Genomic DNA, 12798 nt, shown 5'->3' on the forward strand with positions numbered 1-12798 from the left:
ACGTCCGGGCGGCGGCGGGGGCGCCCGGGCAGCAGGATCACTGCACGGTGTGGTCCGAGGGGCGCAGCGCGTGCGTCAGCGCGTCGAACGCCCGGTGCGCGCCCTCGTCGTCGATCACCGCCCGGTCCCACACCATCCGCAGGCGGATCTCCTCTCCCTGGGTGACCGAGACGGCGAAGGGCCCGCGGACCGGCCTGCCGTCGACGTGGACTTCCCGCCCCTCGACGCCGTCGAGCACGAGCGGCGGGCGGCGTGTGTCGTCGTCCACCGTGAGCAGGCCGTCGAGGCTTCCGGTCCAGGCCGAACCGGCGGCCCGGACGGCGGTCACGACCGCGTCGAACGGGACGTCGGCCCGGTCGAGGTCGTCCCACCAGGCATCGGCGGTCGCCTCCGGACCGGGGCCGGGACCGGTACCCGTGTCGGTGCCGGTGTCGACCGGGAAGGCGAGGGTGTTGAGGAAGCAGCCGACGACGGGCTCCGCTCCCGTGGGGCGGCCGCCCCACGGGTAGCCCAGCGGGACGATGCGGCCGGTGCCGTACAGCTCGCGGGCGGCCGCGCGGCAGGCGTCGAGCAGCCCGGGGAAGGACACCCCGCCGTCGTGCGCGGGCAGCCGGGCCTGCGCGGCGCCGCTGGGCTTCGCGCCCTCGGCGACCCGGTCCGGCCGGGGTGCCGGGGCGTGGGTGCGCAGCGCGCGGAGCCGGTCGGCCCAGTAGGCGGCCGCTTGGGGAGTCTCCGCCTTCTCCTCGGCCGCGAGTTGGCCGAGGACCGCGTCGCGGTAGGCGGTGAGTTCGGCTTCCGTCTCCCGCGGTGCGGTGTGGTGCCCGGTGGCCTCCTCGGTGTAGGCGGCGCCGAGTTCGCCGACGATGCGCGCCAGCGAGCGTCCGTCGCAGACGGCGTGGTCCAGGACGACGGCGACGATGTCCTCCTCGCGCTCCTCGTCAGATACGAGGAAGAGGCGCAGGGAAGGCCCTCGGACGTCCCAGGAGCCGAGCGCGCGGCGGAGCACGGCGGCGGGCGACTCCCCCGCTACGAGACGCCCCGGCCGGGTCAGACGGATGTCCGGGTCGGCGGCGACGCGCAGGACGGGGGTGCCGCGGACCACGGAGGGCCGGGAGCGCAGGGCGGTGTGCCGGGCGGCGAGCCTGCGCGCGGCGGCCCTCAGGCGTTCGGGATCGACGATGCCCGACGGGAAGGCGAAGAACATCGGTACCAGGTCGGGTCGTCCCGCCGGGTCCAGCGAACGCACCAGCACGAAGCGGCGCTGTGCCCCGGTGACCGGGAGCAAGGTGTCGGACCGGTCGCCGGCGAGACGCCGGTAACGGGCCAGGTACTGGCTGGTGATGCTGGGCACGTGGTCCTCTTCGTCGTGGCCGCGCTCGCGTGGCACGGTGCGGCGGCTGGGCGGCGCTCCCCCTGCGCCGTGGATCGGTGGTCAGCCGGCGGGTGTCACGGCCGGGCGTTCGTCGTCTCCGGCGGAGACGGTGCCGCAAGGTGCCCCGTGGGCGGTGCCGTCGGCGGCGTCGGCGTCCGGCGGGGCGGGCAGGTCCCGCATCCGTCGCAGCGGGGAGAGGAGCAGCGGCACGGGTACGGCGAGGATGCCGACGGCGCAGCAGGCGAGCGCGGTGCGCGAGCCGTAGGACTGGGCGAGGGCTCCGCCGAGGAGCGCGCCGAGCGGGAGGGTGCCCCACATGAGGAAGCGCAGGGTGGCGTTCATCCGGCCGAGCAGGCGGGGCGGGCACATGCCCTGGCGGAAGCTGACCTGGGCGACGTTGTAGACGACGGCGCCGAAGGAGACGACCGCCGATCCGGCGGCGAACAGGGCCGCCCCGGCCGTGCCGTGCCCGGACAGGGGCCACAGCAGTGCGAACGGGCCGGTCGCGAGGAGGGACAGCAGGATGACGCGGGCCTGCCCCAGCCGGTCGGCGATGCGTCCGGCGCACAGGGCGCCCAGGAGGCCGCCCACGGCCGACGCGGACAGCACCAGGCCGAGTCCGCCGGCCTCCAGGCCGACGACGCGGACCAGGTGCACGGTCTGCGTCGCCATGAGGACGGCCGTGCAGAAGTTGGCGAGGCCGGTGGTGAAGGCGATGACCCGGAGCAGTGGGTGGCCGAATATGAAGCGGACGCCCTCGCCGATCTCCTTGCGCAGGGAGCCCCCGGCGGTGCGTCGGGGCGCCTCTTCGGTCGTGTGGACACGGGCGAGGAACAGTGCGGAGAGCAGGTAGCCGACGGCGTCGACGATGACGGCGAACTGCGCGCCGACGAGCTGGACGAGTCCGCCACCGATGCCGGGTCCGGTGACGTGGGCGGTGGAACGGACCGTCTCCAGTGCGCCGTTGCCGGCCACGAGTTGGTCACGGGGCAGGATCTGCGGCAGGTAGCTCTGATGGGCGACGTCGAAGAACACGGTCGCCACTCCGGTCACGAGCGCGACCGCGTACAGCTGGGCCATGGTCAGGACGCCGCCGAACGCGGCGGCGGGGATGCTCGCCATGGCCACCGCGCGCACCAGGTCCGCGCGGATCATCAGGGGGCGTTTGCGCATGCGGTCGGTGAGTGCACCGGCGGGGAGCCCGACGAGTAGGAAGGCGGCGGTCTCGGCGGCGGTCAGGAGGCCGACCTGGAAGGCGGGGGCGTCGAGTACGAGGACGGCCACGAGGGGCAGCGCCACCAGCGTCACCTGGGCGCCGAACTGCCCCGTGGCGGCTCCCGCGAGCAGCAGGCGGAAGTCGCGCTGGCGCATGGGGCCACCGGTGGCGGCTCCGGATGTGTCGGACATGTGAACGACATTCACGGATCCATCGGTCAAGAGTCAAAGCAAACCTGTCACTTTCGGACTTGTTTTGCGGCCTCCCGGGCGTGCATCTGGAAATTTTTCGCACAACCCGGGGTAAGACGACGTGAATTCCTGTCGCTTGCGCACATGGCCTGGGGCGGGTGGGGCAAGGGGGGCAAGGGGGCCTGGTGAGGCGGCAGGCGGCCACCCCTACCCTGAGTAACACCCCACACCCTGACCGAAAACCCTCCTCCGCAGCTGCACCACCGCGGAGGAGATCATTCCGTCCGTTATGAACACCGTTGGGGACAGCGGCAGTTGTCACCACGGGCCGTCTCGCCGCACACGGGACGCCGCGCCGGAGGAGGTGGGGCCGATCGAACCCGCACCAGCGGGCGGTCCTGTGCCGGAGCGGGCACCGGGGGGCTGCGCCGGCATCGCCCTCCCGCGGCTCGCAGCAGCCGAGCCGGTCCCCGGTGGGCTCGCGGGCCGGGAGGAGCGCCACGAGGGAGCCCGTGGCAGGCCGACCGGGCTGCAGCAGACCCTGCCGGAGCCCTTCGGCGGTCTCGGCCCGGGCATGCGCACGCCCGGGAAGCGGGGCGCCCCGGCCACGGGAGCGCCCGGAACCGGCTGCCCGGGCGGATCGCGGTACCGGGAACTCTCAGGCCAGGAAGCGCTCCAGGGCCTCGCGGGCGCGCGCGTTCGAGACCGCGGCCTCGGTCAGGGCTCGGGCCAGACGGTCGACCCACTCGTCCAGTTCGACCCGGCGCCGGGAGAGCACGATGCCGCGTACCTCATGCAGGACCTCCCCGGTCACGCGCCCGTGGTCCGTCCGCAGTCCGAGCCTCTGTTCTCCGAGCACGACGTCCAGTTCCACGACGGAACCCTCCCGCCCGGCCACCCGCTCCGCCAGGGAACGCCTGCGCCGGACCCGCACGGCGCCGGCCGGCAGTGAGTCCGACAGGTTGGCCGACAGTACCCGCGCGTACAGCTCCAGGTCGGCGCTGTCCCGTCGCAACGCCGCAGCCAGCAGTTCCACGTCCGCCTCAGGCATCGAGGCTCACCACCACGGTGGGACGGTCGATGACGTGCGCGTCGCGCAGCGGGCGCACGGCCGTCCCGATGGCGAAGAACTCGGTGGTGTGGCCTCCCCAGCCGTGGGTGTGCTGCTTCAGCTGCACGGCCACGATGCCTTCGGCCTCCAGGGCCTCGCCTTCCGCCCGCATGCGGCTCATGGCCAGTTCGCGCGCGTCGTAGAGCGCCTGGGTGAAGGGTTCGATCTCGACGTTGCGGCCCGCGTTGCCCAGCACCTGGGTGAAGCGCTGGTGTGCCACGTGGTAGACGCACGACCCCATCACGAGGTCCAGCGGCGCGTAGCCGGCCCGGATCAGCGTCCAGAACTCCTGGCCTGACAGATCCGAGGTGAAGGGCCTGCCCTTGTTGTTGAGCCACGTCCCGCCCGGCCCCGGGTCCGCTCCGTCCGCCTTGACGGCCGTGCCGACCGCGATGAACTCGGCGATGTCCGAGCCGAACTCCTTGAACTCGATGTCCAGCCGCACGCCGACGATCCCGTCCGCCCCCACGGCACTCGCCTCGGCCTCCATCCGACTCATCGCCAGCTCGCGGGCCTGGTACATGGCCTGTGACAGCTTGGTCAGTTCCTGGTTCTTCGACCACCGGCCGAGCTGGAGGCCGACATGGTGGACGGACGTCCCGAGGACCAGGCCGAGCGGGCGGAAGCCGGCCTCGCGCACCAGCAGGAACTCGTTCACCGTCAGGTCCGAGGTGAAGAGCGAGCCCTTCTCCCCCGACTCCGGCCCGGAGAGCCTGCGCATGGCGTCCTCGGCCACGTCCTGCGCCACCGCCGGCGCAGACTCCCCGCGTACGTCCGGCCCCGTTCGTTCGGTCATGTCAGCCCTCGCGCTCCAGTCTCATGATGGTCAGTGGCGGTCTGGTGCCGGCGGGCCGTTCGGAGCGGCCGAACCGGGCGATGGAGGTGCCGACGAAGAGCGCCTGCGCGGTGAGGTCGCGCGTCGATCCGTAGCCGGGGCACTCGTTCTCCCCCACCCGCAGCTCCAGGTCGTCGACCACCACTCCGTCGCCGCCGCACTTCCGCGCGTCCGCGACCAGCTGTTCGCGTGCCTCCCGGCGGACGTGGCCGATCAGAGTGGTGTAGCCGCCGACCTCTTGGTTGCGGGCGGTGAGGGGGATGCGGAAGGAGGTGCGCCAGTCGTCGTGCCGGGTCGCGAGGGCCAGGCCGAAGGCGAGTCCGACCGGGACCCACCCGGCGTGCAGGAGCCTGGCGAAGTCCAGGCCGTTCAGGTGCGACGTGAAGGGGGTACGGGGCCGAATGCGCGAGCGGGCCCGGACCGCCGTGCCGCGCACCGTGAACTCCGTTCCGCCAGCAGGGAATTCACCGACCCGCAGTTCCACGCCGACAATCCCGTCGCCGCCGAGCGCGCCGCATTCACCCACCGCCCGGGCCAGGGCCGATCTGCGTGCCGCGTACATCGTCCGCGCCAGCTGCGACAAGGAGGAGGTCCATCTCGACGACGGCACCCGGTTGGTGTCGTCGGTCGCGGGCCAACTACCGGGGCAGCCCCAGACACCGGTGTACCCGATGTTGAAGACGGCGGTGCCGAGCACCTGCCCGACCGGCTCGAACCCGACGTCGCCGATGGCCGCGAACTCCCGGGCCGACAGGGCGGAATCCCAGGTGGTGGCCGGCCGTACCCGCGCCGCCGGTCCGGCGGCGCCCGGCAGACCGACGTTCTCCCGACGTACCATCGCCCCCGCCATCAGCCTGCCGTCTCACCGCGCACATCGCGCGCCCGTTCGGCAGGTTACGTCATCGACGGGATCGGCGGCATCGGCGGAACGGTGGGGCGCGGCTGAGCCGCCGGAGCGGTGGGGCGCGAGGGTGACGGCGGTACCTCGGCCGAGACCGGACCGGCAGTCCCGCGCGACGCCCTACGAGGCGCCCGGCTGCCCGGTGCCGGGCGGCGCGGAGCGCGGTTCGCGGGCCAGGACGCCGGGCCACCAGCTACGCGGGCCGATGTCGATCACGAGGGCCGGCACCAGCAGGGACCGCACGACGAGGGTGTCCAGGAGGACGCCGAAGGCGACGATGAAGGCGATCTGGACGAGGAAGGCCAGCGGAATCACCATCAGCGCCGCGAACGTCGCGGCGAGCACCACGCCGGCCGAGGTGATGACGCCGCCCGTCGTCGTCAGGCCGCGCAACACCCCTTGGCGTACGCCGTGGACGAGGGACTCCTCCCGAACACGGGACATCAGGAAGATGTTGTAGTCGACTCCGAGTGCCACGAGGAAGACGAAGCCGTACAGGGGTACCGAGGCGTCCGTGCCGCTGAACCCGAGCAGGTGCTCGAAGACGAGTGCGGACACACCCAGGGTGGCAAGGAAGTTCAGGGCCACGGTCGCGACGAGCAGGACCGGGACCAGCAGGGAGCGCAGGAGCAGGACGAGCACGAGGAGGATGATGCCGAGGACGACCGGGACGATGACGGTTCGGTCGCGGGCCGCGGTCTGTCCGGTGTCGTACTGCTGGGCCGTGTAGCCCCCGACGATGGCGTCCGCCTCCGGCAACGCGGCCAGCCGGGTGCGCAGTTCGGCGATCGTCTGCTGCGCGGAGTCGCTGTCGGCGGCCGCCTCGAGGGTGGCGTCGACGCGGACCCGGCCGCCGACGGCGAGGGGCTCGCCTTCGCCCGGCCGTCCGGAGGCCGTCACGGCCGCCGCCGAGGCGACGCCGGGGGTCGCGCGTACGGCAGCCTGCACATCGGCGGCATGGGTGGCGTCGGCGATGATCACGGCCGGCTGGCCCGATCCGCCGGGGAAATGTCGGCCGAGCGCCTTCTGGGCGGCGACGGAAGGGGCGTCCTTGACGAAGATCTCGTCCAGCGGGACACCGCCCGAGGACAGGGCCGGAGCGAAGGCCGCCAGGACGAGCAGGAGCAGGGTCGTCGATGCCCAGACCCGGCGGGGCGCGCGGTCGATGACGGCCGCGATGCGGCGCCACACGCCGTACCCCTCGGCCGGAGCTCCGCCGGCCTCGGGCGTGGCGGGCCAGAACGCGGCCCGGCCGAGCAGGACCAGTACGGCGGGCAGGAACGTGAGGGTGGCCAGGACCGAGCAGACGATACCGATGGCGCCGACCGGACCCAGGGCCCGATTGTTGGTCAGGTCGCTGGCCAGCAGGGCGAGCAGGCCCAGGGCCACGGTGGCGGCGCTGGCGGTGATCGCACCTGCCGAGCGACGGACTGCGGCCAGCGCCGCGGCCGTACGGTCGCCCCGGGCGGCGAGTTCCTCCCGGAACCGTGCGGCGAGCAGCAGCGCGTAGTCGGTCGCCGCCCCGATGACCAGGATGGACAGGATCCCCTGCACCTGGCCGTCTACCCGCACGATGCCGCGGTCGGCCAGGGCGTAGACGACGGCGCAGGCCAGGCCGAGGGCGAACACCGCGCTGATGATGATCACCAGCGGGAGCAGCAGGCTGCGGTAGACGAGCAGCAGGATCAGGAGCACGGCGCCGAGCGCCACGCCGAGCAGCAGGCCGTCGATGCCGGAGAAGGCGTCCGCGAGGTCGGCCTGCGTGGCCGCCGGGCCGGCGATCCGCGCGCTCAGACCTGGTACGGAGGCCGCCGCCGCGCGCACCTCGTCCAGGACGGTGGGCAGCTCGTCACCGAGGTCCGGGGAGAGCGGCACGACCGCCTGGAGGGCCTGGCCGTCCTGTGAGCGCAGGGCGGGGGTGGGAGGCGCGACGACGCCCGCCTTGCCGGCCAGCGAGGCCAGGGCGCGGGTGGCCCCCTCCTGCTGGGCGTCGGTGACGGAGCCGCGGTCCGACTCCTGCCAGACGATGATCGCGGGCACCGACTCGGACCGTTCGAAGGCCCGGCGCTCCTCCAGCACCCTGGTGGATTCCGCGCTCCGGGGCAGGAAGGCCGCCTGGTCGTTGGTGGCGACCTCGCCGAGCCTTCCGGCGTAGGGGCCCAGGGTGCCGCCGATCGCCAGCCAGGCCACCAGCAGGACCGCCGGCACCAGCCGGCGCAACCACCACGACGGGTTCCTCATGGACACAGCTCCCACTCCCTCGACCATAAAGTATCTCAACGATCGAGACATCATATGCTGAGGAGATGCGCAGCGCCGGCACACCCCCGAACGACCTTCCGCCCGACGACCCGATCGGGCTGCAGTCCTTCGCGGTGCTGCTGCGTGCCATGAACGCCGAGTTCAACCGGATCGCCCAGGAGTTCGCGCACTCCCAGGGCCTGCACCTGACCGATGTACAGGCTCTGATCGCCGTGCTGGACGCCGAGCGGGACCAGGAGGCGGGCCCCATGACCCCCGGACGGCTGGGCGCCCACATGAACCTCACCTCGGGCGCGACGACGGCCTGCCTGGACCGGCTGGAGAAGGCCGGCCACATCCGAAGGGTCCGGGCGGCCGATGACCGGCGCGTGGTCCACATCCACTACGCACCGGCCGGGCGCGCGGCAGCGCGCGAGTACTTCCGGCCGCTGGCCAGGTCCACCGACGCGGCGCGCGCCCGCTTCAGCCCGGACGAACTGCACACGGTGGTGCGCTTCCTGAGCGAGATGAACGACCAGCTGTCACGCGTGCGCCGCTGAGCGCCTCCCGCGTCGTGGAGCCGGCGCCGACGTCTGCCGGCGGGCCGCCCCACGCGCGGACGCACCCGGGTGCCCCCATGCCCCGTCCGGGTGGAATCTTTCCCTCGACTGGGGATCCCCGCTGATCACATGGGGTGAAAGGAACCCGCCGGTCGTTTCCCGACCCCCTGCGGGAGGCGTTGACGGGGACGTGAATACCTCAAGCACCGCCCCGATACTGCCCGCCCCTCTCGCGACCGGGGCCCCGCCCACCGTGCACGATTCGGGCGCGGACCCCGCGCCCGGCGTCATACTCATCCGCTCCTGCACCACCCTCGGCGCCACCCTGGTCGCCCACCTCGCGGGCGAGATCGACCACTTCAGCGCCGCTCCACTGCGGGCGTTTCTGGCCTCGGCGGCCGACCGCGGTCACACCGGGCTGGTCCTGGACTGCTCACGGGTCACCTTCTGCGACTCCGGCTTCCTGGCGGCTCTGGACGGGTGGCTCCGACAGGGACGCCACCTCAGGCTCACCCACCGCTCCCGGGCCGTGGAGCGCCTCCTGCGCGCGGCGGCCGGGACGGCACGGCTTCCGCTCGGACCCGCCGGCCACGGCCGCCCGGTGCCCCCTCTGCTGAGCCCCACGGGGTAGCCGACGCAACGGTGGTGGGGCCGCTCGCCCCGCGGGCCCACCACCGGCACCGGCCACCCCGCGCCCCCCTGCGACGGCACCGCGCCCTGCCCGGGACGACGCGCGTGGGGCGGGGTGGGGTGGGGTGGGGTGGGGTGGGGTGGGGCACCGAATCAGCCGAAGCTTCGCCGTCGTTCCCTGGTCTGCTGCGGTGGGATGTTGCGCAGTCGGCGGGCCGGGGGCCGGCCCGATTCGCTCCCGCGGGGGTCCTCCCCACCGGACCGGTCTGCGGTCTGGTCGGGTGGCGCGGGTGCAACCGCCGGGAAGAGTGCGATCGCGGCGACGGACGCCGCCACCACGACGAGGATGATTGCAATGCTCACGGACATGAATCCCACCTTTCGCCTTGACCTTTACACCTTGTGGCTACTCAGCGTTTCCAGAATCCACGGCTCTAAACACGTTGAGTGATAGCGGAGCGCGTTACGCCGCCTCGCCCCGCAGGTGGGCGCCCCCGTCTCCGTCCGGGCGCCGATCCCCTCTCGGGCAAGCCGACTTCGGCCCGCGGGCAGCGCGGACCGCCCCACCGCCCGCCGACCGGCACCTCTCGGCCAATCCCGCCAACCGCTTCGCCGTGCACGCAACTTGGGCGCACCGGAGGCCGCAGTGGGCCCACCGACCGGCTCCGAGCTGCACGGATGCGCTCTACCGGGGCTCCCGCCGGCCCGGCCGGGGACTGCCGACACGACCCCGACTCCCTTACGTTTTCCGGCAGTCGGGCGATCACGGGCCCGCACACTAGCGGATCGAGCTCCATATCCTGCCGAGAAACCTGATGTTCGCCACGATCCTGGCCGCGGGCGCGTAGCGTCCCTCCTGCAACCCGGTCGGAGACGTGAAGCCGACCAGGGCCGTGAAAAAAACGAGGAGGCTGCAATGGTGAACGTGGAGACGTCCCTGAAAGAGGCGATGACCTCGATCGAGGGGAGCGTCGGCGCGGCACTGGTCGACTACACGAGTGGCATGGCCCTCGGCATGCTGGGGGGCGGCAAGGACCTCGACCTGACGGTCGCGGCAGCGGGGAACACCGACGTGATCCGGGCGAAGGCCCGGACCATGGAGATGCTGGGCATCAAGGAGGACATCGAGGACGTACTGATCACCCTCGGCAGCCAGTACCACCTCATCCGACTGCTCAAGGGGCGCGGGGGCAACGGCCTGTTCCTCTACATCGTCCTGGACAAGGGCAAGTCGAACCTCGCCATGGCCCGGCACCAGCTCAAGCGCATCGAAGCGGACCTGGAACTCTAGCCGCCCGTACCCCGCATCTTTTTTTGCCCACGAATTGAAGAAATCTTCAACTCGGCACATCCGAATTCAGTCAGCGCCGGGTAGGGCCAAGCCGGGGTACAGGAGAATGGCTGGTCATGGTCAACGGGGGCGGGCCCGGCGGAACCGGACGCCGTCCCCGTCCATAGGTCGGAACCCGGGTAGGAGCGTTGCCACATGCAGGTCCCGCTGTACCAGGCCAAGGCGGAGTTCTTCCGGATGCTCGGACACCCCGTCCGCATCCGCGTACTCGAACTCCTCCAGAACGGCCCCGTACCCGTGCGCGAGCTGCTGAACGAAATCGAGATCGAACCGTCCAACCTCTCGCAACAGCTGGCGGTACTGCGCCGGTCCGGCATCGTGGTGTCCATACGTGACGGATCCACGGTCAGTTACGCCTTGGCCGGCGGCGATGTGGCGGAGCTCCTGAGAGCCGCACGACGCATCCTCACCGAACTCCTGGTGGGCCAGAGCGAACTGCTCGCCGAGCTCCGGCACGCCGACACCTCGGTCCACTCGGGCCCTCCGTCGCTGTAGCCGGGCGCCAGTACACGAAGCCGCCGGGGCACCTCTGTCGAGGTGCCCCGGCGGCTTCGTGCGGGGTGGCGCGTCGGCCCTGCCTGCGGCGCGTCAGGCCCGGCAGAGGCCGCGCGCGTAGTCGTACGTCGCGGTGGCCTGCGAGTAGCGCCACTGCGGGTCCAGCAGGTCGCTCCTGAGCTGTCCGGCCGCGGTCGGGCTCTCCACGATGTAGCCGAAGTCCTGGAGCCAGGACGGGTAGAGGTTCTTGGATCCGATGTAGAAGGCCGCTCCGTCCACCGAGACCAGCTTGTGGTGCTGGGCGTAGGGCTTGCCGTCCGCCCACGTCGGTCGGTCGGACGCCCGGAACGTCGCCAGCTGGAGGTTCTCGCACATGGCCGTCCGCGCACGGCCACCGTCACCGGTCAAGGCCACCACCCGGCCGCGCAGCGCGTCGCTCACCTCGGAGAGGGACTTGATCTGCGAGTAGCCCCCACTGCCGATGGTGCCGCGGTTCGCCGGGTCACTGACCACGATGCGGACCTTCACACCGGCGACGAGCTTGGCGGCGAGGGCGTCGTAGAGGCGCACGTCGTAGCGCGGCAGTGGCGGGCAGGTGGCGTGGATGTCCTGCTGGGAGATCTCGATGTGCGAGGTCGCGCTGGAAACGAGGGCGCGCAGGGCACTCTCCTCCGGGTTGACGGTGTCATAGTCCCGGTCCGCGTTGGTCCTGTCGGGCACCCCGATCCCGCACTTGGTGTCGCCGGCCGTGGGCAGTACGGGACGGAACGGCGAGGTGGGGTCGTTCTGGCGGATGCCGACGCCGAGACCGCCGACGGCGAGCGCGGGTACGTTCCCGCCGCCCGCCGGGGAGGCGGGCCGGGGCAGGGAGGGCATGCAGTCCGCGCCGGGTGAGGCCGCGAACCAGACCGCGCTCCAGTTGCTCTTGTTGCGGCAGGTCCAGTCCCACAGGGAGTCCAGGTAGCGGCCCGCGGAGCCGGCGGCGGGCCCGGACAGCGCGAGGTCGACGTCGGCGACCGGGTGCGCGGTCTCCAGGTAGTCGTCCTTCCAGCTGTTGATGCCGCCGGTGATCACCGACCCGCCGTCCACCACGATCAGCTTGGAGTGGTTCCAGGAGAAGGCGGTCTTCGACGTGGTCATCGAGGCCACGTTGAGGGTGATGTTGGCCGCGGCGGCCGGGCCGAGCCTCCCGAGCAGTTCGTCCCGATAGGACGAGGGGATCACGGTGGAGTGGTAAAGGGGTGCGGCGCCCACCATCACGCGCACCTTGAGCCGGTTGCCCTTCTGCGCGGACTCCTGCAGACCCGCGACGATCGCGTCCTGGTAGCCGCCGTTGGGGAAGGGCGCGAGCGTCGATATGTCCACCGTCTCCCGGGCGGCCGCGATGTCCTGGCGCATCTTGTCCAGGAGGCGGCGCGATCCGGGCCGGTCGGTGCACGCGGCGTCGCCCCAGCAACCGGGTGTCTGGAGCAGCCAGTCGGCGCCGCCGGGGGCCGAGGAGCCGAACCGGTTGCCGGAGGTGCGCTCCCAGACCGAGCCCTCCAGGCCCGGTGACACCTGCCGCAGGGTCTGCTCGACCGAGTCCAGGTGCGGTGTGGGCGCCTCCGCGGCGTGGACGGGGGCGGCGGCTCCGAGGAGGGAGAGGCCGAGGGCGAGGGCCGACGTGGAGACGATGGCCGTCGTCCGGACGGTGCGTGCCAATGTGGGTCCTTGACTGGGGGGTGGCTGGGGCCGGGGGGCCGACCGGGGGGCTGGGCCCGTGGCGTGGGTCGACCACGCCCCTGGCCTTGATCAACTCGCGCAAGTTACCAGTAGGTAGACCTCTGTTCACCTTCGCCGGGCGAGTTCCGGCCACCTCGGTCGGCACGCGGGCGGGGCGGTGTCCAGCCGGCTGC

The 12798-nt window shown here is 72.3% G+C and carries 12 protein-coding genes; 4 read left to right on the forward strand and 8 right to left on the reverse strand.

The window, feature by feature from the left end:
• Positions 1-37: 37 nt before the first annotated feature.
• From ACFW2G_RS00115 to ACFW2G_RS00140, 6 genes are all read right to left on the reverse strand, one after another.
• The gene (locus ACFW2G_RS00115) at positions 38-1351 is read right to left on the reverse strand and encodes a condensation domain-containing protein (protein ID WP_384585157.1); all 1314 of its coding nucleotides are present in this window, start codon (positions 1349-1351) and stop codon (positions 38-40) included.
• 81 nt (positions 1352-1432) lie between these two features.
• Positions 1433-2779, reverse strand: coding sequence for an MFS transporter (locus tag ACFW2G_RS00120; RefSeq protein WP_384448838.1), 1347 nt, complete (start codon positions 2777-2779; stop codon positions 1433-1435).
• Between the two features lie 658 nt (positions 2780-3437).
• Positions 3438-3830 (reverse strand): hypothetical protein, encoded by a 393-nt coding sequence (locus ACFW2G_RS00125; protein WP_037922304.1) that lies wholly within the window; start codon positions 3828-3830, stop codon positions 3438-3440.
• Entirely contained in the window at positions 3823-4686 is an 864-nt protein-coding gene (locus ACFW2G_RS00130) for a heavy metal-binding domain-containing protein (protein ID WP_037922302.1), read from the reverse strand. Before ACFW2G_RS00130 ends, ACFW2G_RS00125 begins: the two co-directional genes overlap by 8 nt.
• Position 4687: 1 nt before the next feature.
• Positions 4688-5563, reverse strand: coding sequence for a heavy metal-binding domain-containing protein (locus ACFW2G_RS00135; protein WP_384585160.1), 876 nt, complete (start codon positions 5561-5563; stop codon positions 4688-4690).
• Between the two features lie 183 nt (positions 5564-5746).
• A complete protein-coding gene (locus ACFW2G_RS00140; protein ID WP_384585166.1) occupies positions 5747-7867 on the reverse strand; it encodes an MMPL family transporter in 2121 nt (706 codons plus the stop codon).
• Positions 7868-7932: 65 nt separating this feature from the next.
• Here ACFW2G_RS00140 and ACFW2G_RS00145 point away from each other — a divergent pair, with 65 nt between their 5' ends.
• Positions 7933-8427: a MarR family winged helix-turn-helix transcriptional regulator gene (locus ACFW2G_RS00145; protein ID WP_037922300.1), complete on the forward strand. Its 495-nt coding sequence runs from the start codon at positions 7933-7935 to the stop codon at positions 8425-8427.
• A 190-nt stretch (positions 8428-8617) separates the two neighbouring features.
• Positions 8618-9058 (forward strand): STAS domain-containing protein, encoded by a 441-nt coding sequence (locus ACFW2G_RS00150; RefSeq protein WP_384585163.1) that lies wholly within the window; start codon positions 8618-8620, stop codon positions 9056-9058.
• 152 nt (positions 9059-9210) lie between these two features.
• Here ACFW2G_RS00150 and ACFW2G_RS00155 read toward each other — a convergent pair whose 3' ends face one another.
• Entirely contained in the window at positions 9211-9420 is a 210-nt protein-coding gene (locus tag ACFW2G_RS00155) for a hypothetical protein (RefSeq protein WP_157840252.1), read from the reverse strand.
• A gap of 553 nt (positions 9421-9973) precedes the next feature.
• Here ACFW2G_RS00155 and ACFW2G_RS00160 point away from each other — a divergent pair.
• Both ACFW2G_RS00160 and ACFW2G_RS00165 read left to right on the forward strand, forming a co-directional pair.
• Positions 9974-10348: a hypothetical protein gene (locus tag ACFW2G_RS00160; protein ID WP_037922294.1), complete on the forward strand. Its 375-nt coding sequence runs from the start codon at positions 9974-9976 to the stop codon at positions 10346-10348.
• Positions 10349-10543: 195 nt separating this feature from the next.
• Positions 10544-10903 (forward strand): helix-turn-helix transcriptional regulator, encoded by a 360-nt coding sequence (locus ACFW2G_RS00165; protein WP_037922290.1) that lies wholly within the window; start codon positions 10544-10546, stop codon positions 10901-10903.
• 93 nt (positions 10904-10996) lie between these two features.
• On the opposite strand, the gene ACFW2G_RS00170 is transcribed toward ACFW2G_RS00165, so the two are convergent.
• On the reverse strand, positions 10997-12604 hold the full coding sequence (locus ACFW2G_RS00170; protein ID WP_384583457.1) for a phospholipase: 1608 nt from the start codon (positions 12602-12604) through the stop codon (positions 10997-10999).
• Positions 12605-12798: the final 194 nt, after the last annotated feature.

Source organism: Streptomyces sp. NPDC058880 (assembly GCF_042742535.1).
Classification (GTDB): domain Bacteria; phylum Actinomycetota; class Actinomycetes; order Streptomycetales; family Streptomycetaceae; genus Streptomyces.